Raw genomic sequence first — 23,399 nt, 5'->3', positions numbered from 1 at the left:
CCGACAGCGAAATCACTGACTGCGCCATCGTCGGCAGGGAATCGCCGACAGTGGCGGCCCTTACTCTCCGCGACGATTTAGCGCTGCAAAGGTAGATATATCAGCAGGTCAGTGTCAATGCTGTTCCTCGCGGCATAATAGGGAAGTGTCACAGATAGTGATGCTAGGGGCCATGGAATGGTGAAAAGGATCTTCCCCTGCTCGATCCGGGCTCGCCTGACCATGATCGCGACCCTGGTCGCGGCCGTGGTCTTCGCCGCCACGGTCGGCCTCACCCTGAGCACGTTGCCGGGCAACCTCCGCGGCGCCGTGCAGAACCGGGTGGAGCTGGCCGTACGACGAGTGGCCAACGACGCCCGGACGAAGGAGCTGCGCAGCCTGCTCCCGACGCCGCCCCGTGTACCCCTCCTGCAGGTCGTCTCGTCCGAGGGCATCGTCCTCGCCTCCAGCCACAACCTGAGGGGCCAGCCGCCTATCGCGAACCTCCAGCTGCCCCAGCCGGAGACGATCTACGCCACCGAGATCGAGCTCACCGGCGACAGCGAGAGCGTGGAGCAGGGATCCAAGTACCTGGTCATGGCCATGCAGTCGCGGACGTCGTACGGCCTGATCACCGTGTACGGCGCGTCCTCGCTGAGCGACGTCAACCGGGCACTGGGGTGGCTCTATGCCCTGATCTTCCTCGGCACCCCACTGATGCTGCTCGGCGTCGCGGGCATCACCTGGGCAGTGGTCGGCCACACCCTGCGCCCGGTCGAGCGCATCCGGGCCGAGCTGGCCGAGATCACCGGGCACGACCTGAGCCGCCGGGTCCCCGTGCCCGGTGCCGGGGACGAGATCTCCAACCTCGCCGTGACCACCAACGACACCCTCGACCGGCTGGAACGCTCCGCCGAGACGCAACGCCGCTTCGTGGCCGACGCCTCGCACGAGCTCCGCAGCCCCATCACCGCACTGCGTACCCAGCTGGAGGTGGCCAGCGCCTACCCGGACGACACGGACTGGGCGTCGACGGGCGCCCGGGCCCTGGCCTCAGCCGACCGTCTGACGGACATCATCGAGGAGCTCCTGATGCTGGCCCGGCTCGACGCGGGCGCCGTCATCGAATGGCACGTCGTCGACGCCTGCCAACTGGCGGAGGAGCAGGGGCGCCGCCGCGCGGGAGGCGATATCAGCGTCGTCACCCACGTGATGGGCACGGCCCCCGTCATGGGCTCCCGCATCCAGCTGGACCGGCTGCTGACCAACCTGCTCGACAACGCCACCCGGCACGCCGCCACCAGGATCGACCTCCAGGTGGCGGTGAACCATGGAGACCAGACCGTCGAGATCACGGTCACGGACGACGGGGCGGGCATCGCGGCCGACGAGCGCGAGCACGTCTTCGAGCGCTTCACCCGCCTGGCCGAGGGCCGGGCCAGGGACAAGGAGGGCAGCGGACTTGGCCTCGCCCTGTCGAGGGAGATCGCCCAGGCGCACCGGGGGACCTTGACGATCACCGACCACTATCCAGGCGCCCAGTTCGTCACCCGTCTGCCGTTGCACCTGGATGGAGATTCACCGGCGTGAGCGGTTCGCGCCCGTCCAGCACGGCCGCGACGTTCGAGACCGACAGGTGGCACATCCGTTCGCGGGTCGCCGTGCCCGCGCTGCCGATGTGCGGGGTCAGCACGGTGTTGCCGAGCTCGACCAGCGCCGGGTTCACCGCCGGCTCGCCCTCGAACACGTCGAGGGCCGCCCCCGCGATCGTCCCCGCCCTCAGCGCCTTCACCAGCGCCTCCTCGTCGACGATGCCGCCACGAGCGGTGTTGACCAGTATCGCGGTGCGCTTCATGCGGCCCATGGCGTCGGCGTCGATGAGATGGCGGGTGGCCGGGGTGAGCGGGCAGTGCAGGCTGACCACGTCGGCGCGCTCCAGCAGCTCGGGCAGTTCGACGAACTCGACGCCCCGCCGATCGTCCTCCGACAGCGGCGACGAGGTGGGGGTGGCCAGGATCTCCATGTCGAACGCGCGGGCGCGCCGGGCGACGGCCCGCCCGATGCGGCCGTAGCCGACCACGCCGAGCGATGCCCCGGCGCTGAGATCGAGCCCGAGCAGCATGCGCGGCCCCCAGATCCACGGGGTACGCTCCCGCAGCAGCCGGTCGCCGTCCAGCACACGGCGCGCGGCGGCCAGGATCAGCGCCATCGTCAGGTCGGCGGTGGCGCCGTCGAGCACTCCTGGGGTGTTGGTGATCTGGATCCCGCGCTCGGTGGCCGCGGCCACGTCGATGTTGTCGTAGCCGACCGCGGTGTTGGCGACGACCCGCAGCGACGGGCCCGCCGCGTCGAGGAACTCGGCGTCGATGCGCTCGGTGAGCGTACACACGACCCCCTCCGCGCCCGCGACCAGGCGCAGCAGCGTGGCGCGGTCGGGCGGGTCCTCCTCGCCGCACACCACGGGCCGGCCCAGCGAGTGCACGAGCGCCATGGCGGTGTCGGTCAAGGTGCGGGTCACGTAGATCATCGACTCTCCTCGCTCATCGGGGGTGCCGTGGGGGTGGGGCGGCCCACGATCCTGCCCCAGGTCTCGCCGTACGACTCCCAGCGCGCGGCGACGACGTGCGCCCACTCGGGACGCGGGTCGATGCGCCGATACGGCGGCGCGGGGAGTATGACCCCGTCCGTCCCCTCGGCGGCCATCGCCGCGGCTCCCATCGCGGGCAGGTACGTCTCCTCCACGAGATGGACCGGCCGTCCGAACAGGTCCGCCACGATCCCGGCGTAATCCAGCGAGCCCACCATAACGACATGATCGGAGTCGCCCAGCATCAGGCGGACCGCGAAGGCCACCCCCTCGACCGCGCCCCACGCCGCCGACCAGGCGTCGGTGTCGGGCAGGTAGCCGAGCAGGGCGGTGCGGGGCCGTTCCAGCCACAGCGGGCCGCGCTCGGGCGTCACATGCGGGATGAACACGGGCGCCGCCTCGGCCTGCGCGATCGTGGCCGCCCCCGCTATGGCGATCAGCTCCTCCACCGCGTCGCCGTAGCCGAGCAGCCGCGCCGCGACCGACAGAGCCACGCCGCCGTTGGTCGCGGAATGCCACAGCCATCTGCCCGGCCGTACGTCCGCGCGCTGCAACACCCGCGGCGCCCGATCAGGTACGGCGGAGCTCCGCGTGACCACATGCGTCGTGGCTACGCCGCGATCGCGTTCGCCATCGTGTCGCTCTGGTGCCTGCCCGCCGACGTCGCGCCCGCGCACCAGGTCGCCACGCTCGGCGGGCTGCAGAACTTCGCGGCCAACATCGCCAGCGCGCTCAGCCCGATCGTCATCGGTGCCCTCGCCCAGGCCACAGGGTCGTTCGTGGTCCCGCTACTGGTGACCGGTGTGGTGGCGGTGTTGGGCGCACTCTGCTTCGGCCTGCTGATCCGCAAGGTGGAGCCGACCGCCGGCTGACCATCAGGCGAAGAAGAGCGTCGGGCGAAAGACAGCGTCGGGCGAAAGACAGCGTCGGGCGAAGAAGGAAGAAGGGCCCGCTTCTCGTTTCCGAAGCGGGTCCTTCACATGAGGAAGGGCCCGCTTCCGCGTTGGAAGCGGGCCCTTCGCCGGTTCGCTAGGGGGTTACGGTGATGCGGGTCGTGGCGGGCGGGGCGATCGGGTTGTCGCGGCCCAGCTGGTCGACGAAGGCGTCGATGTCCAGCGGCCCGCTCCAGAGGTCCGTACCGTCCTTGAAGCCGAGGAAGGCGTCACCGCCGCCGACCAGGAAGTTGTTGGCCGCGACCCGGATCGTCTGCGCGTCCGTCACCGCGACGCCGTCGATCTTCATGTTCGACACCTTGGAACCCCACGCGGCGCCGCTGCTGTAGGTGTAGGTGAAGTTCGCCGACGGCTGGAGGATCTTGGTGAACGGCTGGGCGTTCGGCCCGCCGGTGAACTGCTGCTCCAGGACCGTCTTGAGCTGCGCACCGGTCAGCGTCACGACCTGCATCAGGTTGTTGAACGGCTGCACGGTGAACGCCTCGCCATAGGTGACCACGCCGTCGCCCTCGCCCGCCGCGGAGCCGGCGAAGGTGAGCGAGGCCCGGACGCCACCCGGGTTCATCAGGGCGATCTGCGCGTTGCCGCCGGTCTTGGTGGCGGCCAGCTGGCCGTCGGCGATGAGGTCGCCGAGCGCCGACTCGCCGCTGGGGGCCGCGGTGTTGGTGATGTCCGCGGTGATCTTGCCTACGGGCTTGTTGGCGACCGGGGCGACCCGGTCCTTCCAGGTCTGCACGAAGGCGGAAATTTCGGGATCCGGGGTGACCGTACGGGTCACGATCTGGTTGTCCGCCGCCACCGAGGCGCGGTCGATGTCCCGCGTCTTGACGTTCACGTTGAGATCGACCTTCGTGATGACGCGGCCGAACGAACCACCCTGCGAGTACAGGCGGTCCTGACCGGCGGGGTCCTTGACCTTGCACAGGTACGCCTGGTGCGAGTGGCCGCTGAGGATCACGTCGATCTCGGGGTCGACCTGCGTGGCGATGCGGTTGCCCGCGCCCGGCACGGCGCTGCAGGCGTCCGGCGACTGGCCCGCGGTCACCTGGTCACCCTCGTGCATGAGGACGACCTGGGCCTTGACGCCCACCAGCTTGAGCAGCTTGGACGCCAGGTTCGCGGCCTTGACCTCGTCCACGAACTTGAGGTTCTTGATGCCCTCGGCGGTGACGATGTTCGGGGTGGTCTGGGTGACCAGGCCGATGAAGCCGATCGGCACGCCGTTCATCCACTTGACGCTGACCGGCGGCAGGGCGGGCACGCCCCAGTCGCTCATCAGCTGCTTCACCTGCGCCTGCTGCGCGCCCAGCGCCGCGAGCGCGTCGGTCTTCTCGTTCGGGTTCTTGAACAGCACGTTGGCGCCGACGTAGTCGTACTGGGCGCCCTTCCACGTGCCGGCGGGCGAGCACCCGTCCACCGGGTGGCAGCCGCCCTTCATGATCCGGCGCAGCTCCGTGTATCCCTCGTCGAACTCGTGGTTGCCGACCGCGGCCACCTTGAGCCCGAGCTTGCCCATGAACTCGACGGACGGCTCGTCGTGGTAGGCCGCCGAGATCAGCGGGCTCGCGCCGATCAGGTCGCCCTGGGCCACCGCGATCGTGTTCTTGTCGCTGAGGGCCTTCATGTGGGTGGCGACGTACGCGGCACCGCCCGCCTCGACGGTGGCGCCGTTCTCGTCGACCATCCGGCCGGAGGATCCGGTCGGGGGTTCGAGGTTGCCGTGGAAGTCGTTGAGCGCGAGCAGCCGTACCGGAACGGTCTTGGGTGCCTTGCTCGCGTTCGCGGGGGTGGTCGCCGCGGCGAACCCGCCCGCGGCGACGGCTCCGGCCAGCACTAGCCGGAGGAGGGAACGTGAGGTCATGGCCTAAGACGTTACGGCCGGAACCTATGCAGCCAATGTCGCAAAGGTAACGATTCATCGGCCCGCCACATGGCGTTATTTGCCATCAGTACCCCTAGAGTTCGGACTGTGACAGCGCACGTGGAGATCAGACAACGACTTGATGACCGCGAAATCGCTCAGGTGCTCGGCGTGGTGGACGCGGCGACGGAGGCCGACGGCGTCCGCCCGCTCAACGAGCATGTCATGCTCCACCTGCGCTATGGCGGCGATCCGCAGGCCCGTTCCCTGCTCTTGTACGACGACGATGAGGCATTGGTGGGCTATGCCCACATCGATCCCACCGACGAGGTCGAGGGTCCCAGCGGCGAACTGGCCATCCACCCCGCCCGCCGTCGGCAGGGGCACGGCACGCGGCTGCTACGGGCCGTACTCGAGGTGTCGGGTGGCAGCCTGCGCCTGTGGGCGCACGGCGATCATGAGGGCGCGGGCATCCTGGCGGCGTCGGCGGGGTTCGAGCGCATGCGCTCGCTCTGGCAGATGCGACGCTCCCTGTCCACGCCGCTGCCCGCTTTCGAGATGCCCGAGGGGGTACGGCTGCGCACCTTCGTACCAGGTCAGGACGAGGAGGCGTGGCTCAAGGTCAACGCCGCGGCCTTCGCCCACCACCCCGAACAGGGCGCCTGGACGGCGAGCGACCTGCGCCAGCGCGAGCAGGAGCCCTGGTTCGACCCTGAGGGCTTCTTCCTGGCCTTCCGCGGCGAGCGGCTGGCCGGCTTCCACTGGACCAAGATCCACGGCTCGTCCGAGCACGGCCACGAGCCGATCGGCGAGGTGTACGTCGTCGGCGTCGACCCCTCCCAGCAGGGCACCGGGCTGGGCAAGGCGCTCACGCTGGCGGGTCTGGACCATCTACGCGCGCGTGGCCTCGCCCAGGCGATGCTCTACGTGGACGAGGCCAACACGGCGGCGATCCGCCTGTACGAGTCCCTGGGCTTCGACCGCTGGGACGTCGACGTGATGTACGCCGTTATTCCACCATCCAGTGCAGGGCAAAGTAGGACACCGCTGCCACCAGAGCCGCAGCCGGAATCGTAAGGATCCACCCGGTCACGATGTTGCCCGCGACGCCCCAGCGCACGGCCGAGAGCCGCTTGGTGGCGCCGACGCCCATGATCGCCGAGGTGATCGTGTGCGTGGTGGAGATGGGCGCCCCGAACCCGATCGCCGCCGTGTACAGAACCACTGCCGCCGCGGACTCGGCGGCGAAGCCCTGCGGCGGGTCGAGCGCGATGATCCGGCGGCCCAGCGTACGCATGATGCGCCAGCCGCCGGCGTACGTGCCTAGCGAGATCGCCCCCGCCGACGCGAGGATGACCCACTGCGGGATCTCCGACCCCGGGCTGACGTAGCCGCCGACGACGAGGGACAGGAAGATGACGCCCATCGTCTTCTGCGCGTCCTGCAGGCCGTGGCCGAGTGCCATGGCCGCCGCCGAGACGGTCTGCGCGTAGCGGAAGCCGCGGTTGGTCTTGCCGGGCTGGCTGTTGCGGAAGATCCAATATATTGCGATCATGATCGCGGCTGCCAGCGTGAACCCGAGCAGTGGCGAGAGCACCATCGGGACCACCACCTTCTCCAGCACGCCGTCCCAGTGGACGGCGCTGGCCGACGCGAGGGCCGCGCCGACCAGGCCGCCGATGAGGGCGTGACTGGAGGAGGAGGGCAGGCCGAAATACCAGGTGATCAGGTTCCAGCAGATGGCGCCGATGAGCGCCGAGGCCACGATGACCAGGCCATGCGAGCCGTCCGGCGCGTCGATGATGCCCTTGCCTACGGTCGCGGCGACCTGGGTGCCCAGGTGGGCGCCGATGAAGTTCATCGCGGCGGCCATGAACAACGCGGCCCTGGGAGTGAGCGCGCGAGTCGAGACCGAGGTCGCGATGGCGTTCGCCGCGTCGTGGAACCCGTTGGTGTAGTCGAAGGCCAGTGCGATGACGACCACGCCGATGACGAGGGCGAGCGAAAGGTCCACAGAGGTTAGCTTTCCTTGACCGCGATCGACTCGACCGTGTTGGCGACGTGCTCGAAGGCGTCGGCCGCCTCCTCAAGGGCGTCGACGACCTCCTTCATCTTCATGACCGTCAACGCGTCGTACTCACCGCTGAACAGCTTGGCCAGCAGCCTTCTGTAGACCTGGTCGCCCTGGTTCTCCAGCCGGTTGACCTCGATCCAGTACTCGTTGAGGTTCTTCATCGACCGCAGGCGCGGCATCGCCTCGGCGGTCAGCTCGGCGGCCCGCTCCAGCACCTCCACCTGGCGGACGACGTCCTTGGGGAGGTGGTCGATCTGGTAGAGCACGATGAGGTCGGATGCCGCCTCCATGGCGTCCATCACGTCATCGAGGTTCGAGGCGAGGCGGTAGATGTCCTCACGGTCGAACGGAGTGATGAAGCTCTCATTGAGGCGGTTCATGATCGCATGGGTGCGTTCGTCCCCGGCGTGCTCGCAGGCGCGCATCTTTTCGGCCAGGGTTTCCCTGTCCGATCCCTCACTAATGATCTCGACCAATAGACGGGATGCCGTGACCAGGTTGTTCGCGGAGTCGGCGAACAGGTCGTAGTAGCTGTCCTCACGTGGCGTGAGACGCAGGCGCACGTCGTTCTCCAGATGTGCGGGGATGGTCCGTGGTAGAGAGTACGGGTTACCAGGAGAAATGCGAACTTCATGTCCCCTTCTCCTACTGGCTACCCTTCGTATGGTGTGCGACACCGGGGCAGTTGGTACTTTGGTTGCCCTTTTTTCACGGCGATGTGGGGGAGACCTGGCCGTGGGTTGCGGTCACCGCTTGTCCAGTCCATCTTGGTGACATTTCCGGATCACCGCTAGTCCGGTCGTGGGTTGTTGGGGCGTGTCTTCGGACGTCTTGCGGCTTCGGGCGTCCTGTGTCTTCGGGCGTCTTGTGTCTTCGGGCGTCTTGTGTGTACGGGCAGGTGCATCGCCGCTGCTCATGGGTCGGACGCTGGAGACGCGCTGCTCTCCGCAAGCCGCCCGCCAGTTTTCAGAAGCGCCCCCGCCAGCCACCTGAGACACGCCCGCCAGTTTTCCGAGGGCCACCCGCCCGGAAGATCCATCCGAGGGACCGCCGCCCGGAAGATCCATCCGAGGGACACCCGCCCGAGGGAGGCCAGGTGGTCCGTTCGGGAACCGGTCACCAGCTACCCCGAGGCCGTCCACCAGTACTCCGGGGAGGCCCGTCAGTTACCCCGAGACGCCCCGCCAGCCGCCCGAGGAGCCCTTGCGAGCCGCCCGAGGCACCCGCGCCAGCTTCCCGCAAACCGCCCGCCAGTACTCGGAGGGACGCCCGCACCCCCCAGACAAGCCCCAAACAGCAACAGCTGGCCCTCGAACACCCCAGAGCATCCGACCTTCGTCAGAGACCTTCATCGGACACGATCATCATTCAGATCTTCGTCCGATGGAAGTTCCGGAACGACCGGGAGGGCGTCGGCCCACGCTGCCCTTGGTACCGCGACCCGTACTTCGACGACCCGTACGGATGCTCAGCCGGCGAACTCAACCGAAACACACACAGCTGCCCGATCTTCATCCCCGGCCACAGCTTGATCGGCAACGTGGCCACATTGGACAGCTCCAACGTGACGTGCCCACTGAACCCCGGATCGATGAACCCGGCAGTCGAGTGAGTCAACAGCCCGAGCCGCCCCAGCGAACTCTTCCCCTCCAGCCGCGACGCCAGGTGATCAGGCAGGCTGATCACCTCGTACGACGAGGCCAGCACGAACTCCCCGGGATGCAGAATGAACGGATCATCCCCTTCAGGCTCCACCATCCGCGTCAGATCCGGCTGCTCCACGGATGGATCGATATGCGGATACCGATGATTCTCAAACACGCGGAAGAACCGATCGAGCCGTACGTCGATACTGGACGGTTGAATCATGTCCCGATCGAACGGATCGAGAGCCAGCCGTCCCGAGTCGATCTCGGCCAGGATGTCGCGGTCAGATAGCAGCACGCAGAGCAACCTACCGCGTGCCGGTGGGAAACTCGGGGGGCACGGCTGGCTGATGTGGGCCGAGTTTCCGCTAGAGTGGTGGTCGCGGCTACGGCCGATGCGGGTGTAGTTCAATGGCAGAACATCAGCTTCCCAAGCTGACAGCGCGGGTTCGATTCCCGTCACCCGCTCCACAAGCAAGGTCTTCGAAGTGGGGCGCTTCGCGCTCAAGAGCTCAGACTGTGTCCAGTGGGGGCGCGGCCCCCACACCCCGCTCAACTGCATCGCCTTCGTCCATGGGGCGCTTCGCGCCGATCAAACTCAGACTGTGTCTATTGGGGCTCCGCCCCAAACCCCGATTCGAGGGGCTGCCGCCCCTCGAGCTCCCCGACCGCTGGGCTCGCCGGGGTGGTTCCTTTGTTGACCTGAGTTCGGAACAGTGCTCAGTCCCACATCCAGCGGTGATCACTGAGGGCCTGCGTCGTTGAGAAGTTCGGTCTCGACGATGCCATCAAGCGCACGGTGGAGTTTCGCGTCGGTGGTCAGCAGCGGAATCTCTCGATCGAGAGCAAGCTGCGCGAAGACGGCGTCATACATGCGCAACGTCAACCGCACCGCCAGAGTGGCGGCCCGCTCCAACCGGTCGGTGTCCACGGGATGGACCCGGACACGAGCTCGTCAATGATCCGAACGGCCGCGATGAACTCGTCTGCGGATAGCCGACCTGCGAGCAGACCCTTCTTCCGCAGCACTCCGGCAACCTCGATCCGCGCGAAGTCCGCTGTCTCCAGTCTTACCCGGTCGTGCAGGAAGTCGTCCCGGATCTGGCGGGCGTGCTCGAAGCAAGGTTGATCGACGAACCACCGTAGGAACACGCCGGTGTCCACGACGTACGCGTCAGCCACGCGCGCCTTCCCGGAGACGGTCCAGTTCCTCGTCGACGCCCGTCACGCCGCGCATCCGCTCTTGAACCCGCTCCATAATGGCCAGCGCTCGCTCGCGCCGACTGACTGTCTCAAGGTTCTCACGGACAAGTGCGAGAACCGGCTGGACACGGTCTTCCGGAAGTCGATTGACCAGAGCATGCAACTCTTCACATATCGCGCTCATGGTCGCAGTCTATGCCTCGCCATGCTCGCCTCCCTGGCCATTTGTGCAGGCCGAGGCAGACCGGGGTCTGTGCCCGTTGCGTGCCCGTACGCGGAGCGAGCTGTCCGACGCTGCGTGGGTCCACATGCGGCACTCGACGGCTCTGATCGCGTGCTGATAGATCATCGCGGCCCTGGCGTTGTCGTGACCCATCCGGGCCATCAGGTCCTTGAGTCCCGCCCCGAACTCTGTGGCGATCATGTTCCCGGTGTGGCAAAGGCCATGGAAGTGCAGACCAGGGAGGCCGACTGCGCATGCGGCCTGGGGCTGGTCCCGGCCGCCGGCGGCTCCGGCCGCAGGTCAGCACCTATGCCAAGCTTCCCCAATGACCTATAGCCCAGCACATCAGGCAGTTGAATTCGAAGACCTCCCCACGCTCCGCGAACTGCTCGACAACGGCCACAGCGTCGAAGACCCCGGCGAAGATGGCTGGACCCTGTTACACCACGCCATAGACATGGAGATCGACGCACATCATCAGACCGGCAAACCCCTGCACGTCGATGTCACGGCCTACCTCCTTGCCCGAGGCGCCAACCCCCTCGCTACATCCCCGAAACACGGGACCCCTCTCCAAGAAGCCGAGCGGCGACGCCACTGGCTCGCCGCCGAGATCATCCGAGCCTGGATCGCCCGACGCGAGACACCAGAGAACGAGAACTACGCCTCCGGCGGGGGCGCTCCGGCTCCGGGATGATCGCCATACGGTTGGCAGGTCCGTAAATGGCCCTGGCCCGCTTCCCCTTCGGGCGGGTCGACTGTAAGGCCCCTGCCCTGGAAGGCACGCCGACCGCATGCTGCGGCTCGTCGCAACCGCCGAGGCGAACGTTTCCGAGTTCGACGACTGACTCGCCTGTTGCTGAACGGCGAACGCCAAGCCCGCCAGCCGTACGGCGCGCTCGATCCGACATGCGACTTTACGCACGCAGTGGGCCGCCAACCTGGCAGCATCAGGGGCGGATAGAAATAGATGAACTTCGACCGGATCACTGTCGAGCCCGACAAGCTCGATGGCAAGCCGACCATCCGAGGGCTGCGCATCACCGTGGAGACGGTAGTAAGGCTCGTCGCGGCTGGATGGTCCTCGAGCCTCACCTGTCTACGGGTGCGATCGTGGCCTTAGCCCCCTGCGGGCATCAGAGTGCGAGCGTTCCCGCTCCGTTGAACAGAGAAAACCTATCCGGCATGCCATTAAGGGCGGTGACGAGGGGTCAACCACGGTCACTGAGGACCGGCCTCAGCCGCAGGTCAACGCCATCTCTGCGTACGGAGTCAAGATCCCTGCAATTCCCAAGCTGACAGCGCGGGTTCGATTCCCGTCACCCGCTCTCATCGTGAAAGCCCAGGTAGACCGACGGATTCGGTGCTGGGCTTTGATCATGCAGTGAGTTGTTGATCCCTGCGTGCCATTAGGCGTCATATGAGTGCGATTATGGCCGCGTGGTTGATGTGACCTTGGATGAGGCCGAGGATTCCGGGGCCGTGGTGAAGCTCCAGGCCGAAGCCTGGGAGCTTAACATCCGGGCGCCTCTGGCGGATTTGATGCGCCTCCGCGGGATCGAGGAGGCAGATTGGGATGCACGCGGCTCATTTCCAGTCGGGACCTGTGCTGACGCGCCCGTGTTCTGGGCGGCAAACGATGGGCAAGCGACGATCCTCATCGGCCAGGACGACGAGACATGGGACATTGCGGTCACGGTGCCGCTAGAAGCCGTCGACCAGATCGCACGCCTCGCCGAGGAGCGCATGTGATGCATTGGTGATCATCTGACAGGAGCGAGTAGGTCGGGCAGATCCTCCTCGTCTTCGCGTCCCCGTTCGTGTCAGATCAGGTGCTTGTCGATCGCCGCCGTACGCCCCGTGCCAGCATCTCCGCGCTGCGGCCTGGGGGCGATTGCGGCACGGGCGCCGCGCGGGGCATCGCCGTAGCCGCACCACGCCGTACCGAGCCACCGCGACGGCCACCGTCACGCCGCCGCCAGAGCCACGCGGCCTTGCTCAGTTCGGCCGGTGGATCACCACGGCCGCTTGAGGTTGAGGGGCGTAGAAATCCTCCACCAGTGCAATCTCATCCGGCGAGCAGCACCATAAAAACTTGACCTCTGCGTTCCGCTTGAGCAGATCCACCGTGCAGGCCACGGCCGACACGGTCCGCACCGGAGATGAGCCGATCCACACGTCGATGCCCTCACCATCCCCGCCTTGGGTCCCCGACAAGAAGCCATAATCCAGCGGGTAGATGAAGCTCGACACCTTGGGATGCGGCGTGCCCGCAGGACGATCAATCACAATCTCGGCGTCACCGACGAGGAAGTCGGCCTGCTCCCATAGAGAAAGCCGCGCCCATGCGTCAAAGTCTGGCATGGGCAGACCATAGTCTCCGGCGGGGGCGCTCCGGCTCCGGGAATGCGTTCGATCGCCTTCGATGTTGGAGCGGGCTAGGGAGTGTCAAGCATCAAGTGAGACCAGGCACGAGATCCAGCCAGCGCACAGTGACCCACGTTCTCAACGATATTCGGACTCATCGACCAAGCGTGTCTTGAGCCATACACCGTCAACGCAGCGCCCCTCAGCCTCAACCCAATGATCGCTTCCGCACGCCGTATAGATCATGAAGCGTTCCGGCAGCACAGCGGTTGCCTCATCTTCAGGAAGCTCATAACCCGCTCCGGCTGGTACGACCGGGTGCCGAAACCCCTGAACCCAGGGGAGTAGCCGGCAAGGCCCGTCCTGCCCCTGCCACTGCATCAGGGCCCCGCCACACCAGGGGCATACAAGGTGGTCCGAGGGTCGGTAATCATCGAACATCCCCACCTGGCCCATTATGGCTCAACCTATTCACACATATACGGGTGCTGCAGCCGTCCCGCCGGGGGACATCAGCGTTCTCGGCTCCTCTTGGACGTACGTGTCCACAGGTTCCTTGAGGATGGGGATGATGCTCTCGGGAACGCCCACGGTCCACCTGCCCGCCTTGACTTGATCAACTGGGTCGTTGGGGGAGGAAGTTCTCGCTTGCGGCCGGATGCTGCTGGGAGACGGTCCGGGGCTTGCCGTCGACGCGGGCGGAGCCGATCAGGCAGTAGGAGGTCTGCCCGTCCTGGGGTTTGCCTAGGGTCGACGGACTCCTGTAGGTGCTTCAAGGCTTGGGGCGAGGGTTCGGTTCGGACACCCAGCTTGACTGCGCGTACGGCCAATGGGGCAGACACAACTGATCTTGAGGCAGTAATGTGCCCTCGCATCGTCTGCCGACTCCTGGGGGGCACACTCCCCGGAGAGGCGGTCGACGCCCCCGTAGACGCCCCATCAACAAAGATGAGGAAGGCTCGTGATTCGACGCTCCAGGGCTTTATTACCCGCAGCGGCCATCCTGATCGCCTGCGCTGTCGCGCAACCCGCTTCCGCGCAAGGTGCCGCATCTGCCGGACCTGCCATCGTGCGCCCGGTCTCGGGTACCAGCCCCCTGCCCGCAGGCTGCGGACTTCCCCCGGCCGACGGCTACACGCTCAACCCGAACACCGAAGTCCTGCCCATGCTGGCGCGGGACCCGAATCGTCCGTGGCACCTCGTCACGGTGTTCCAGCAGGACCGCTGGAACCGGTACGGCAGCAACGGCGCGGTCACCGCCGTATCGGACGACTACGGCAAGACCTGGCAGCGGTCCGAGAACCTGCCTGCCTTCTCTCGGTGCAACGGCGGCACGACCGCCAACGGCGGAGACTACGACGTCACGACCGACAACTGGGTCACGGTCACACCATCGGGTGCGGCGGTGGCCGCGTCGTTCTCGCTGTCGCGCACCGGCGACGTGACCGCCATTCTGGTGTCCCGGTCCGCTGACGGCGGCCGGCGCTGGGACGCCCCGGTAACCCTGCAACGGGACGACAACCCGCGCTACTTCAACGATCGCCCGTCGGTGACCGCGGACCCGTACCACCCGGGCGTGGTCTACGCCGTGTGGGACCGCATCGACAGCACGGAGCAGAGCTGGGTACAGCCGATCTATCTGGCGAAGTCGACCGACGACGGGCGCACCTGGACCACGAAGAAGGTGTACGACGTACCCGCCAACAGCGGCGTCATCGGCACACAACTGGTGCCGCTCCCCGATGGGACGCTGCTGATCGGCATGCACCACGAGACGGACACCGATGGTGCCACCCAGGTCATCCGCTCGACCGACGGCGGCCAGACCTGGTCGGCGCCGACGTTGAACGTTCCGGCGCCGCTCGCGGTGGGCCCCCGCATCCCGGACCCGGACAACTCGGGTGACCCGATCCGCAACGCTTCCCTGCCGCTCCTGGCCGCCCAGCCGGGCACCCAGGTGGTCAACGCCGCATGGCAGAGCCAGGACTCCGACGGCACCTTCCACGTGGCCTACTCGCGGTCGACGGACGGCGGAAAGACTTGGTCCAGCCCGGTCCGCGTGGACAAGACGCCCACCGGTTCCGCCGCCGTACCAGTCATAGCCGCATCCCGTACGGGCACTGTTGCGATCACCTACTACGACTTCCGCAACAACACGTCCGACCCCGCCACCCTGCCGACCGACGTGTGGGCCGTCACCTGCGCCGACGACTGCACGCAGCCCGGGGCGTGGCGCGAGCAGCACATCGAAGGGCCGTTCGACGCGCGGAAGGTTCCGGCGACAAGCGTCGGACGCCTGGTCGGGGACTACACCGGCCTGGTCTCGGTTGGTGGAGCCTTCACGGCTGTGTATGGCGTGGCCACCGGCGACGCCGCCAACCCTGTGGACATTCACAGCGCGGTTTTCTCTAGCTGAGCGGTTTTGCGCCACCGGCGGGGTTCGGTCAGACCGAACCCCGCCTCCTTCACGGCAGTATCGACCTGGAGGCGCGGCTGGAGCAGGTCCGGAGGATGGCGCTGTCCGGCATGCCGGATCGCCTATTCCTCGAACCACGCCACCAGGCGGACAGCGTCGTCTCCGTGAACGTGCGCGAGCGTACGCATGACTGTCCATACGCCGTGCCAGTGGCTGTCAGGCGGTACAGCATGGCGGCGTGTGAGACGTTCAACACGGAAGACAGTGTCTCTGTCCTTCCACTCGGTGCCGTCGTCCCACAGCACAGCGACCTGATCAGGATCGACTGCCAAGGTGTTCACACCACTTACCCGAGCGAACCCGCGACTCCATACCGAGCGGTAGACGAGTTCCAGACTCTGATCGGGAAGCTGCCGGTACTGGGCCACGTTCGTCGGACGGAGGGCTGGTTCATCCCAGTCGATCGCGGCGACCTCACCCCAGGTCAACCACGTGACACCGAAGGCAGCATCTCCCCATTCCGCCAGCCCCGCCCGAGTGGTCTTCGACGCATCCTGGGGGAGCCCGCGATCGGCCGCGATCGGCCGCCAGTCACCTGCGCCGCGGACCCCGAAGAGGCAATCGAAGGCAGCGTACTCTCTCCCCGCCAACAACATCCTTAGCGGGATAGCGGCGCACCAAGCGGTCTCGCCAACATCGAGCCCGCGAGTCCACGTGCGGCACTCGATGAATCCGTGGATGTCGGTCCCCATGCCGAGATCTTCTTGTCCGCGCAGGAGCGCTGTCCAACCCTTTACGATCACGAGTCACTCTTCGGCGGGGCTGTAAATGGTGGAGAGAGATGCCTGAGCAGAACGACGGAGTGCGCGGACTGCCAGGCCATGGCTGCTGCGCGCCCCGTTCGGACAATGACCAACGGGGAGTCGTGGGAACTCACGGTCACTCGATCGACATCGGCCCAGATCGTCGTTTTCTCTGGTCAGATGGTGTGACCTGCCTCCGAGAGTCGGCGTGAACTTTCTGGGACTTGATCACACGCAGGCCGCGCGTGCGGCCTGGGCCCTTCTCGCGCGCACCCCCCACTCAAGCCGCGCCTATGCGAGATCGCGCACCAGATAAAGCAGCTCACCACGCTTGTCGGTTTCGACGCGGTCCAGCACCAGGCCCAGTCGTTCGCAGATCCTGAGTGAGGCAGCATTGAGAGGCCGAACCGTCGCCCACAGACGTTTCACGGTCGTGGTTGCCTGTAGCTCGGACACAACGGCCTGAGCCGCTTCAAGCGCGAGTCCGTTTCCACGCTCGGAGTGCTTGATCTCGTAACCAATCTCCGGCTCCAGGACCCCTGTGCGGCTGGCGAGAATGCCACAGCCACCGATCAGCGGGCCACCCTCGCGATGGCGAATGCCGTACCAGACAAAGCCATAATCCTGCTTCGTCTTGAGCCTGCGCTCAAGCCAATCCACCGTCTCAGCCCGCGACGTGAACGGCCCCGCCCCGATCGTGTGGGTTAGCGGATCGCTAAATAGGCCGTGAAACTCGTCAATGTCGTTGAGCGTGCAAGCAGTCAGCCGCAGCCTGATGGTCTCAATCTTGTCGCGCACGCGATGCCCTTATCGAATGCCTCCGGCTCCGGGACGATCGCGAAAGGCAAGGGTCCGTTAGCGGCTGAGGTGGAAGCCTGATCATCCCGCCTACCATCGCCCCGGGACAAGCCAAGCAGACCAGGGCCACCAGCGGGGCTCCACCTTGGCCGCGTGGCTCTGGCCTGCTTCCCCTGGCGCCATGAAGCCCGTTCTCAAGCCCTTCAACAGTCGCTACACGCGCGGATCAACGGGATCCACCATCAGCACCACGCGGTCAGCCTCGATGTCGAACCCAAGATCCGGATGGTCGCGAGATCCCTCTGCGGTCATCAGCACGGACTTCCTGAGACGCCGTCCGATCGCGCAGAAGAAATCCACCAGGACATCCAACCGCTCCTGCCCCTGCAACTCTCTGAGATCGACGTCGAAGTCGATGGACTCGGCCTGATACATGCGGAAGATCATCAGCATGTCGGGGCTCGGCCAGACTCTCAACTCGGGTGTGACTCTCTGCTCGGGCCTGCCGTCGGCGGTGGCAGCCGCGGCCATGTCAGCAGCCGAAGTGAGCTCCACCGGCTCGCCGTCTACCGAGTAGGCGTACTGCCAGCCCTGCGCCCGGACGAGATCCAGCAGCACCTGCCAGTCCTCGGCAGTTGTCCCCTCTACGATCACGTCGGGCAACGCTCCATTGACCTCAGGGTCAAAGAGGGCCTTTACGTCATCCCAGAGCAGGTCAGGCACAGCATTCATTATCCTTTGAGAACGCGCCTCCGGCGGAGGGCTTCGGCTTCGGGATGATCAGCAGGACGAGGTGTGCGCGTCGCCCCTCCCTGTCAAATAGACAGGGAGGGGCGACGCGCGGAAGGCCCAGGCCGCGGACTGATCGTCGAGGCGCGAAAGGCCGTCAGGCGTATCCAGCACACGGCACATTCCAGCCCTCTGCCATCGTGTGAGCATGGAAGCTACCCCGCCGAACAGAGGCCCAGGCCGCGTCATCATCCTCAACGGGGCCTCCAGCTCCGGGAAGTCGACCCTGGCCAAGGCGCTACAGCACTCAATGGACGAGCCATTTATGTACGTCTCCTCCGACCAATTCGTGGCCAGCGGCATGCTCCCGGAGCGGAGGGAAGACCAAGGTCCCTTCTCCTGGTGGAACGAGATGCGGCCACGGTTCTTCAACGGCTTTCACCGATGCCTGCCTGCCCTTGCGGCCGCAGGAAATGACCTGATCGTGGAACACGTCATCGAATACCGGACCTGGCGCGAGGATCTGTCACGCCTATTGACTGACTTCGACGTGTTCCTGGTCGGGGTGCATTGCGATCTCGCGGAGATCGACCGAAGAGAACACGAGCGCGGGGACCGCCGTATCGGGGAAGGCCGTGAGCACGTGGAAATCAATGGCATGCATGCGTTCGGCCCGTACGACTACGAGGTGAACACTACGAACGGCGTATCAACCACCCTCGTGCAGTCAGTAGCGACCGCTTGGCGCGCGAGAGGGCCGCGACGTGTGCTGGACGAGTACGTCAGTCGCCCCGGTAGAGGGCAGTGAGCAGTTCGATTGCCGCCTGGATCGCGGGATGCGGGTCGTCTCGCCACCAGGTGAGGCGTACGGCGATGGGCTCGGCGTCGCGGACCGGCCGGTAGACGACGCCGGGCCTGGGGTACTGGTGCGCGGTGGACTCCGCCGTCATTCCGACACAGCGTCCACTGGAGATCACGGTCAGCCAGTCGTCGACGTTATGGGTCTCCTCAGTCGCCGGGCGGGAGCCGGGTGGCCACAGCTCGGGGGTGGTGGTGCCGGTTCGCCGGTCGACCAGGAGGATGCGCTCGCTGAGGTCGGCAAGGCGCAGCGACCGGCGTGTGGCCAGGGGGTCCTCGGCGGACAGGCCGCACAGGCGCCGCTCCAGGCCGATGATGGCACTCTCGAAGCGACGGTCGTCCAGGGGATTGCGGATGACGGCGAGGTCGCAGGCGCCCTCCGCCAGGCCGGCGGTCGCGGAGTTGACGCGTACCAGGTGCAGATCCGTCCCGGGGTGCGTCGCGGCCCAGCGGCGCTGGAACGCGGGTGTGTGGCGGCCGACCGCCGACCAGGCATAGCCGATCCGCAGGATGCCGTGGCCCGAGGTGGCCTCCTGGACCAGGTTGTGCACCTCGCTGAGCACCCGCCTGGCCTGGGCGACCACCCGCAGCCCGGTCGTGGTCGGTGTCACCTCGCGTGAGGTACGCCTGAGCAGCCTCACCCCCAGAGCGCGTTCGAGCGAGGCCAGGGTCCGGGACACCGCCGCCTGGGAGACGCCCAGAGCGATGGCGGCGTCGGTGAAGGTGCCCTCGTCGACGATGGCGACGAGGCACCGCAACTGCCGCAGCTCCACATCATCCATGACTTAAGTGTATAGATCCCGCAGTAAACGCATTTTGTGCAAGCGTCGCAAGGTCGCACCATCTAGTCATGCGAAGCGCGTCCAACACGGTTCCCCGGTCTTCGGGTCCCTTGGTCCCGGCGCCGTCCAGGGGGCGGCTGGCCGGCGTGGTCACGATGGCCGGCAGCGGCCTGTCGAACCAGGTCGGTGCCGCCATCGGTGCCCTTGCCTTCCCCGTCCTTGGGCCGGTGGGTGTCGTCGCGGTCCGCCAGTACGTCGCCGCGTTCGTCCTGCTCGCCGTCGGCCGCCCTCGCCTGCGGGACTTCACCTGGGCGCAGTGGCGGCCGGTGCTGGGGCTCGCCGTGGTGTTCGCGACCATGAACCTGTCCCTTTACACCGCCATCGACCGCATCGGGCTTGGCCTGGCGGTCACCTTGGAGTTCCTCGGCCCGCTCACGATCGCCCTCGCCGCCGCGCGTCGCCGCGTCGACGCCTTCTGCGCGGTGATCGCCGCGGCCGGCGTCGTCGTACTGATGCGCCCCCAGCCCTCGACCGATTATGTGGGGATGGGCCTGGCCCTGCTGGCCGCGTGCTGCTGGGCGTCGTACATCCTGCTCAACCGCACCGTCGGCCGCCGCGTCCCGGGCGCGCAGGGCTCGGCCGCGGCGGCCGGGATCTCCGCGCTGATGTTCCTGCCGGTCGGCGTCATCCTCGTCCTGCACCGGCCGCCGACCGCCGCGGCCGTCGGCTGTGCCGTGGTGGCCGGTGTGCTCTCCTCGGCGGTGCCCTACCTCGCCGACCTGTTCACGCTGCGTCGCGTACCCGCCCAGGCGTTCGGGCTCTTCATGAGCGTCAACCCGCTCCTCGCGGCCCTCGTCGGCTGGATCGGCCTGGGCCAGAACCTGGGTTCGACCGAATGGGCGAGCATCGGCGCCATCGTCGCCGCCAACACCCTCAGCTTCCTCGTACGGCGCGGCTGAATCCGTGCCACTACGCGGCGATGACGGCGACCCCGGTCCTGCCCCCGTCGACGTCCACCACGGTTCCGTGTACGAAGGTCGCTTCGTCACTGGCGAGCCAGACCACGGCATGCGCGATGGCGTCCGGCGTGCCGATGCCGCCGGCCGGGGTGCCCTTCATCATGATCTCGCCCGGATGGGGCTCGCTGCCTTCCGCGCTCGGGGGGAGGATCACCCCCGGCGAGACGGCGTTCACCCGCACGCCCATCGGGCCGAACTCCGCGGCCCATGCCCGCGTGAGCGTCTCCATGGCTCCCTTGGTGGAGCTGTAGAGCGCGCCGAGAGGAACGCCCAGGCGGGCGATCCACGAGCCGAGGTTGATGATCACTCCGCCACCTGACTCGATCATGGCCGGAACGACGGCAGCGGTGAGGAAGAACGGCGCCTTCACGTTCACTCCGTAGACCTTGTCGAACGTCTTCTCGTCGGTGGCGGCGGTGCTGGGGGCCGGATAGATGCCGGCGTTGTTCACCAGGATGTCGATCCGCCCGCCCAAGGTCTCACGGGCCCGATCTGCCAGGTCCTGGGAGGACGCCACGCTGCCATCGAGGTCCGCCACCAGGAAATCGGCCCGGCCGCCGGATGCGCGGATCCCTTCGACGACCTGGGCCCCGCGTTCGCGATTGCGCCCCGACACGATGACGTGGGCCCCCTCGGCGGCGAACGCCTCGGCGATCGCCTGTCCGATGTTGCTCGTCGACCCCGTGACCAGCGCTGTCTTGTTCCGCAGTCGTTCACTCATGACGCGATCTCCCTTGTCTCGCAGTGCGTGGACAACTGTGCCTCGCAGAAAATGGACCGGCAAGTCCAGAACGAGGCCCATGTCGGTAAAATGGGCCTGGTGATCTGGAGGAGGCTGGATGTCGGACGCGCCGACCGCGAAGGGCCGCGCCACACGTGCCCGCATCGTCACGGGCGCGGCCGAGTTGCTGCGCGAGCAAGGTGTCGCTCTCACGACGCTCGACGACATCCGCGGCCGCACCGGTACGAGCAAGAGCCAGCTGTTCCACTATTTCCCCGAGGGCAAGGACGAACTGCTGCTGGCGGTGGCCCAGTTCGAAGCGGACCGCGTCCTGGAGGAGCAGCAGCCGCACCTAGGACGCCTGGACTCGTGGGAATCCTGGCATCAGTGGCGGGACATGGTGGTGGAACGCTATGAACGCCAGGGCGACCACTGCCCCCTGGGGTCGCTGTTCCTGCAGGTGGGGCGGTCAACGCCCGGCGCACGGGCAATCGTGACGGAGCTGATGCGCCAATGGCAGCGGCAGCTTGCCCGCGGCATGCGCGCCCTCCAGGCGAACGGCCTGGTCGGGCCGGTCCTTGATGTGGACCGGACGGCCGCCGCGCTGCTGGCGGGCATCCAGGGAGGCGTGACCATCATGATGGCCACGGGCGACTCGACCCACCTCAAGGCGGCGCTCGACACCGGCATCGAACACCTCCGTGCGACCACGAGATCTAGCGACGCCCGTCTCGAAGACGTGCGGAGAAGCGTTCTGTGAGCGGCTTGTAGTCGTGCCCGGGGAACAGGACCGGCAACGCGTCGAGCATGTTCTCCATGCGATCGCGCACGCCCTCGAACTCTTCATTGTCCAGCGGCGCCCGGGTGAACAAGAACTGCCAGGAGAATGCGCCCTTGGTCAGCTGAAGCATTTCCAGGTACTCCCGGTAGCCAACGTCCATCTTCCAGGCGCCATAGCGAGGCTCGGCCACCCACCAGATTTCGGGTTCGTCCCCGCCTGGAAGCAGCCGCAGTGCGGCATAGTGACCTGTACCCGTGATGGGGTGGCAATCGATGACGCGCAGCTGCGATGACGGGAAGAGCTCCTTGCCCGTCCACGACTCGATCCACTCCTCGTCCAGCCCTGGGCTGCCCGCCCGCGCGATGTGGGTGAGGTAGAACTCGCCGTTGACGTACGGTCCTTCACCCATCCACTGGCGCCCCAGCTCCCGAAAGCGCAGATCGCACTGCTCCAGCGCGGCGGGCGCCTTGACCTCCTGCTCGCTTACGAGAACCGCCCACGAGGCGGCGACATCGGTGAAACCCGTGTCGAGCTCACCCTCCAAGGCGTGAAGGATCTTGACCTGGGGATGGTTGTCCAGGTCGCCGCAGACCTTGCGCCAGCCGGCTTCGTACATCGTCAGTTCCGTCACCACGTACCGTCCCAACAGTGCTACAGGCCGAACAGGGTCGCCGCGTTGTCATGACATACGGCCCGCAGCCAGTCCGGTCCGAGTCCCAGTCGTTCCAGGGCGTGGAGCTGGTGCAGGTAGGGGTAGGGGAGGTTGGGAAAGTCGGAGCCGAGCAGGACGCGGTCGCCAAGTGCGGTGAGCCGCGGCAGGGCTTTGCGGGGGAACGGCATGAATTCTTCGGTGAAGTCGGTGAACGCCATCGTCGTGTCCAGCCGTACCTGGTCGTACCGTTCGGCGAGGTCGAGGAACTCCTCGTACTCGGGCATGCCCATGTGCGCGACGATCAGCCGCAGCTTCGGATGGTGCGCCAGCACCCGCGCGATGGGCTCGGGGCCGGTGTGCTTGCCGGGCGCGGGCCCGGAGCCGCAGTGCATCACCACGGGGATGCGGGCCTCGGCCAGCAGCGCCCATGCCCGCTGGAGACGTTCGTCGGCCGGATCGTACGCGCCCACCTGCACATGAGCCTTGAACACGCGTGCCCCTGATTCGACAGCCTCGCGGACGTATGTCTCGACGTCCGGCTCGGGGTAGAGGGTGGCGGTGTGCAGGCAGTCGGGGGTACGGCGGGCGAAATCGGCCGCCCATTCGTTCAGCCACCTGGCCATGCCGGGCTTGTGGGGATAGAGCATCGCGGTGAAGGCCCGGACCCCGAACTCCCGCAGCAGAGCCGTCCGCTCCGCCTCCTGCTTCCGGTAGGTGATCGGCCACTTCAGCCCACCGATCAGCGGCCCGGTACCGTCGAAGTAGTCCCAGACCTTGTGCAGGACACGCTCGGGCATGAAATGGGTATGGACGTCGATCAGCCCGGGAAGGCCGAGTCCGGCCCAGAAGCGGCGGACCTCACCGGCCTCCTCGTCGGTGGAACTCACCCGGCACCGCCTTTCTGTCGAAGACGACGACTCTATGCACAATGAGAAGCCATCGCCGTG

26 protein-coding genes and 1 tRNA gene are annotated in these 23,399 nt (G+C 66.8%); 11 read left to right on the top strand and 16 right to left on the bottom strand.

All coding sequences use genetic code 11. The features are described from left to right. Positions 1–177: 177 nt before the first annotated feature. A complete protein-coding gene (locus ACQP2T_RS57195) occupies positions 178–1,569 on the top strand; it encodes an ATP-binding protein (RefSeq protein ID WP_433513084.1) in 1,392 nt (463 codons plus the stop codon). Here ACQP2T_RS57195 and ACQP2T_RS57190 read toward each other — a convergent pair. Next, the gene (locus ACQP2T_RS57190; RefSeq protein ID WP_433513083.1) at positions 1,526–2,506 is read right to left on the bottom strand and encodes a 2-hydroxyacid dehydrogenase; all 981 of its coding nucleotides are present in this window, start codon (positions 2,504–2,506) and stop codon (positions 1,526–1,528) included. The two genes, ACQP2T_RS57195 and ACQP2T_RS57190, sit on opposite strands and share 44 nt — an antisense overlap. Further along, on the bottom strand, positions 2,503–3,165 hold the full coding sequence (locus tag ACQP2T_RS57185) for a hypothetical protein (protein WP_433513082.1): 663 nt from the start codon (positions 3,163–3,165) through the stop codon (positions 2,503–2,505). Before ACQP2T_RS57185 ends, ACQP2T_RS57190 begins: the two co-directional genes overlap by 4 nt. Here ACQP2T_RS57185 and ACQP2T_RS57180 point away from each other — a divergent pair, their 5' ends adjacent. Continuing rightward, positions 3,166–3,438 (top strand): hypothetical protein, encoded by a 273-nt coding sequence (locus ACQP2T_RS57180; protein WP_433513081.1) that lies wholly within the window; start codon positions 3,166–3,168, stop codon positions 3,436–3,438. It abuts the gene before it with no gap. A 157-nt stretch (positions 3,439–3,595) separates the two neighbouring features. Here ACQP2T_RS57180 and ACQP2T_RS57175 read toward each other — a convergent pair whose 3' ends face one another. Next, complete coding sequence (locus tag ACQP2T_RS57175; protein WP_433513080.1) at positions 3,596–5,380, bottom strand: bifunctional metallophosphatase/5'-nucleotidase; 1,785 nt, start codon at positions 5,378–5,380, stop codon at positions 3,596–3,598. A gap of 108 nt (positions 5,381–5,488) precedes the next feature. On the opposite strand from ACQP2T_RS57175, the gene mshD reads away from it, so the two are divergent. Beyond that, positions 5,489–6,457, top strand: a complete 969-nt coding sequence (gene mshD, locus ACQP2T_RS57170) for a mycothiol synthase (protein ID WP_433513079.1) — start codon at positions 5,489–5,491, stop codon at positions 6,455–6,457. On the opposite strand, the gene ACQP2T_RS57165 is transcribed toward mshD, so the two are convergent. From ACQP2T_RS57165 to dcd, 3 genes are all read right to left on the bottom strand, one after another. Then, on the bottom strand, positions 6,390–7,394 hold the full coding sequence (locus tag ACQP2T_RS57165) for an anion permease (protein ID WP_433513078.1): 1,005 nt from the start codon (positions 7,392–7,394) through the stop codon (positions 6,390–6,392). The two genes, mshD and ACQP2T_RS57165, sit on opposite strands and share 68 nt — an antisense overlap. 5 nt (positions 7,395–7,399) lie before the next feature. After that, positions 7,400–8,017: a DUF47 domain-containing protein gene (locus ACQP2T_RS57160; RefSeq protein WP_225294450.1), complete on the bottom strand. Its 618-nt coding sequence runs from the start codon at positions 8,015–8,017 to the stop codon at positions 7,400–7,402. An 805-nt stretch (positions 8,018–8,822) separates the two neighbouring features. Continuing rightward, on the bottom strand, positions 8,823–9,398 hold the full coding sequence (gene dcd / locus ACQP2T_RS57155) for a dCTP deaminase (RefSeq protein ID WP_364010684.1): 576 nt from the start codon (positions 9,396–9,398) through the stop codon (positions 8,823–8,825). A 99-nt stretch (positions 9,399–9,497) separates the two neighbouring features. Between dcd and ACQP2T_RS57150 the strand changes: the two genes are divergently transcribed. Beyond that, positions 9,498–9,571 (top strand) — tRNA-Gly (locus tag ACQP2T_RS57150). Between the two features lie 271 nt (positions 9,572–9,842). Here ACQP2T_RS57150 and ACQP2T_RS57145 read toward each other — a convergent pair. After that, entirely contained in the window at positions 9,843–10,031 is a 189-nt protein-coding gene (locus ACQP2T_RS57145) for a hypothetical protein (RefSeq protein ID WP_433513077.1), read from the bottom strand. A 243-nt stretch (positions 10,032–10,274) separates the two neighbouring features. Beyond that, the gene (locus ACQP2T_RS57140; protein WP_433513076.1) at positions 10,275–10,487 is read right to left on the bottom strand and encodes a hypothetical protein; all 213 of its coding nucleotides are present in this window, start codon (positions 10,485–10,487) and stop codon (positions 10,275–10,277) included. A gap of 364 nt (positions 10,488–10,851) precedes the next feature. Between ACQP2T_RS57140 and ACQP2T_RS57135 the strand changes: the two genes are divergently transcribed. The 3 genes from ACQP2T_RS57135 (at position 10,852) to ACQP2T_RS57125 (ending at position 12,278) form a co-directional block, all read left to right on the top strand. Beyond that, a complete protein-coding gene (locus tag ACQP2T_RS57135; RefSeq protein WP_433513075.1) occupies positions 10,852–11,223 on the top strand; it encodes an ankyrin repeat domain-containing protein in 372 nt (123 codons plus the stop codon). A 273-nt stretch (positions 11,224–11,496) separates the two neighbouring features. Further along, positions 11,497–11,649, top strand: coding sequence for a DUF433 domain-containing protein (locus ACQP2T_RS57130; protein ID WP_433513074.1), 153 nt, complete (start codon positions 11,497–11,499; stop codon positions 11,647–11,649). 317 nt (positions 11,650–11,966) lie between these two features. Beyond that, positions 11,967–12,278 (top strand): hypothetical protein, encoded by a 312-nt coding sequence (locus tag ACQP2T_RS57125; RefSeq protein ID WP_433513073.1) that lies wholly within the window; start codon positions 11,967–11,969, stop codon positions 12,276–12,278. A 246-nt stretch (positions 12,279–12,524) separates the two neighbouring features. Here the strand turns inward: ACQP2T_RS57125 and ACQP2T_RS57120 are convergent, their stop codons facing one another. Continuing rightward, on the bottom strand, positions 12,525–12,890 hold the full coding sequence (locus ACQP2T_RS57120) for a hypothetical protein (RefSeq protein ID WP_433513072.1): 366 nt from the start codon (positions 12,888–12,890) through the stop codon (positions 12,525–12,527). 1,072 nt (positions 12,891–13,962) lie between these two features. Between ACQP2T_RS57120 and ACQP2T_RS57115 the strand changes: the two genes are divergently transcribed. Beyond that, positions 13,963–15,309: a sialidase family protein gene (locus tag ACQP2T_RS57115; protein WP_433513071.1), complete on the top strand. Its 1,347-nt coding sequence runs from the start codon at positions 13,963–13,965 to the stop codon at positions 15,307–15,309. Positions 15,310–15,431: 122 nt separating this feature from the next. Here the strand turns inward: ACQP2T_RS57115 and ACQP2T_RS57110 are convergent, their stop codons facing one another. The 3 genes from ACQP2T_RS57110 to ACQP2T_RS57100 form a co-directional block, all read right to left on the bottom strand. After that, the gene (locus ACQP2T_RS57110; RefSeq protein WP_433513070.1) at positions 15,432–16,061 is read right to left on the bottom strand and encodes a hypothetical protein; all 630 of its coding nucleotides are present in this window, start codon (positions 16,059–16,061) and stop codon (positions 15,432–15,434) included. A 342-nt stretch (positions 16,062–16,403) separates the two neighbouring features. After that, the gene (locus tag ACQP2T_RS57105; RefSeq protein ID WP_433513069.1) at positions 16,404–16,910 is read right to left on the bottom strand and encodes a GNAT family N-acetyltransferase; all 507 of its coding nucleotides are present in this window, start codon (positions 16,908–16,910) and stop codon (positions 16,404–16,406) included. Positions 16,911–17,123: 213 nt separating this feature from the next. After that, the gene (locus ACQP2T_RS57100; protein WP_433513068.1) at positions 17,124–17,633 is read right to left on the bottom strand and encodes a hypothetical protein; all 510 of its coding nucleotides are present in this window, start codon (positions 17,631–17,633) and stop codon (positions 17,124–17,126) included. A gap of 214 nt (positions 17,634–17,847) precedes the next feature. Here ACQP2T_RS57100 and ACQP2T_RS57095 point away from each other — a divergent pair, with 214 nt between their 5' ends. Further along, positions 17,848–18,447 (top strand): chloramphenicol phosphotransferase CPT family protein, encoded by a 600-nt coding sequence (locus ACQP2T_RS57095; RefSeq protein ID WP_433513067.1) that lies wholly within the window; start codon positions 17,848–17,850, stop codon positions 18,445–18,447. On the opposite strand, the gene ACQP2T_RS57090 is transcribed toward ACQP2T_RS57095, so the two are convergent. Next, positions 18,422–19,279: a LysR family transcriptional regulator gene (locus tag ACQP2T_RS57090; protein ID WP_433513066.1), complete on the bottom strand. Its 858-nt coding sequence runs from the start codon at positions 19,277–19,279 to the stop codon at positions 18,422–18,424. The genes ACQP2T_RS57095 and ACQP2T_RS57090 overlap by 26 nt on opposite strands. Positions 19,280–19,347: 68 nt before the next feature. Here ACQP2T_RS57090 and ACQP2T_RS57085 point away from each other — a divergent pair, with 68 nt between their 5' ends. After that, positions 19,348–20,238 carry an EamA family transporter gene (locus ACQP2T_RS57085; protein ID WP_433513065.1) on the top strand — a complete coding sequence of 297 codons (891 nt, stop codon included), beginning with the start codon at positions 19,348–19,350 and terminating at the stop codon, positions 20,236–20,238. Between the two features lie 10 nt (positions 20,239–20,248). Here the strand turns inward: ACQP2T_RS57085 and ACQP2T_RS57080 are convergent, their stop codons facing one another. After that, positions 20,249–21,019 (bottom strand): SDR family NAD(P)-dependent oxidoreductase, encoded by a 771-nt coding sequence (locus ACQP2T_RS57080; protein ID WP_433513064.1) that lies wholly within the window; start codon positions 21,017–21,019, stop codon positions 20,249–20,251. 118 nt (positions 21,020–21,137) lie between these two features. Here ACQP2T_RS57080 and ACQP2T_RS57075 point away from each other — a divergent pair, with 118 nt between their 5' ends. Continuing rightward, on the top strand, positions 21,138–21,779 hold the full coding sequence (locus ACQP2T_RS57075) for a TetR/AcrR family transcriptional regulator (RefSeq protein WP_433513063.1): 642 nt from the start codon (positions 21,138–21,140) through the stop codon (positions 21,777–21,779). Here the strand turns inward: ACQP2T_RS57075 and ACQP2T_RS57070 are convergent. Next, positions 21,736–22,434 carry a hypothetical protein gene (locus tag ACQP2T_RS57070; RefSeq protein ID WP_433513062.1) on the bottom strand — a complete coding sequence of 233 codons (699 nt, stop codon included), beginning with the start codon at positions 22,432–22,434 and terminating at the stop codon, positions 21,736–21,738. The genes ACQP2T_RS57075 and ACQP2T_RS57070 overlap by 44 nt on opposite strands. A 17-nt stretch (positions 22,435–22,451) precedes the next feature. Next, a complete protein-coding gene (locus ACQP2T_RS57065; RefSeq protein WP_433513061.1) occupies positions 22,452–23,339 on the bottom strand; it encodes an amidohydrolase family protein in 888 nt (295 codons plus the stop codon). Positions 23,340–23,399: the final 60 nt, after the last annotated feature.

Origin of the sequence: Nonomuraea sp. CA-143628 (assembly GCF_050942315.1) — a bacterium.
Lineage (GTDB): Bacteria > Actinomycetota > Actinomycetes > Streptosporangiales > Streptosporangiaceae > Nonomuraea.
The sequence above is the reverse complement of the archived record's forward strand: the minus strand, read 5'-3'. Positions and strand labels throughout refer to the sequence as shown.

Excerpts from the sequence above, each read along its gene's own strand:
- ACQP2T_RS57090 (WP_433513066.1), bottom strand. The coding sequence starts at position 19,279 with ATGGATGATGTGGAGCTGCGGCAGTTGCGGTGCCTCGTCGCCATCGTC.
- ACQP2T_RS57095 (WP_433513067.1), top strand. The coding sequence starts at position 17,848 with ATGGAAGCTACCCCGCCGAACAGAGGCCCAGGCCGCGTCATCATCCTC.
- ACQP2T_RS57175 (WP_433513080.1), bottom strand. The coding sequence starts at position 5,380 with ATGACCTCACGTTCCCTCCTCCGGCTAGTGCTGGCCGGAGCCGTCGCC.
- ACQP2T_RS57195 (WP_433513084.1), top strand. The coding sequence starts at position 178 with ATGGTGAAAAGGATCTTCCCCTGCTCGATCCGGGCTCGCCTGACCATG.
- ACQP2T_RS57085 (WP_433513065.1), top strand. The coding sequence starts at position 19,348 with ATGCGAAGCGCGTCCAACACGGTTCCCCGGTCTTCGGGTCCCTTGGTC.
- ACQP2T_RS57130 (WP_433513074.1), top strand. The coding sequence starts at position 11,497 with ATGAACTTCGACCGGATCACTGTCGAGCCCGACAAGCTCGATGGCAAG.
- ACQP2T_RS57075 (WP_433513063.1), top strand. The coding sequence starts at position 21,138 with ATGTCGGACGCGCCGACCGCGAAGGGCCGCGCCACACGTGCCCGCATC.
- ACQP2T_RS57180 (WP_433513081.1), top strand. The coding sequence starts at position 3,166 with ATGCGTCGTGGCTACGCCGCGATCGCGTTCGCCATCGTGTCGCTCTGG.
- ACQP2T_RS57135 (WP_433513075.1), top strand. The coding sequence starts at position 10,852 with ATGACCTATAGCCCAGCACATCAGGCAGTTGAATTCGAAGACCTCCCC.
- ACQP2T_RS57190 (WP_433513083.1), bottom strand. The coding sequence starts at position 2,506 with ATGATCTACGTGACCCGCACCTTGACCGACACCGCCATGGCGCTCGTG.
- ACQP2T_RS57080 (WP_433513064.1), bottom strand. The coding sequence starts at position 21,019 with ATGAGTGAACGACTGCGGAACAAGACAGCGCTGGTCACGGGGTCGACG.
- ACQP2T_RS57120 (WP_433513072.1), bottom strand. The coding sequence starts at position 12,890 with ATGCCAGACTTTGACGCATGGGCGCGGCTTTCTCTATGGGAGCAGGCC.
- ACQP2T_RS57110 (WP_433513070.1), bottom strand. The coding sequence starts at position 16,061 with ATGGGGACCGACATCCACGGATTCATCGAGTGCCGCACGTGGACTCGC.
- ACQP2T_RS57140 (WP_433513076.1), bottom strand. The coding sequence starts at position 10,487 with ATGAGCGCGATATGTGAAGAGTTGCATGCTCTGGTCAATCGACTTCCG.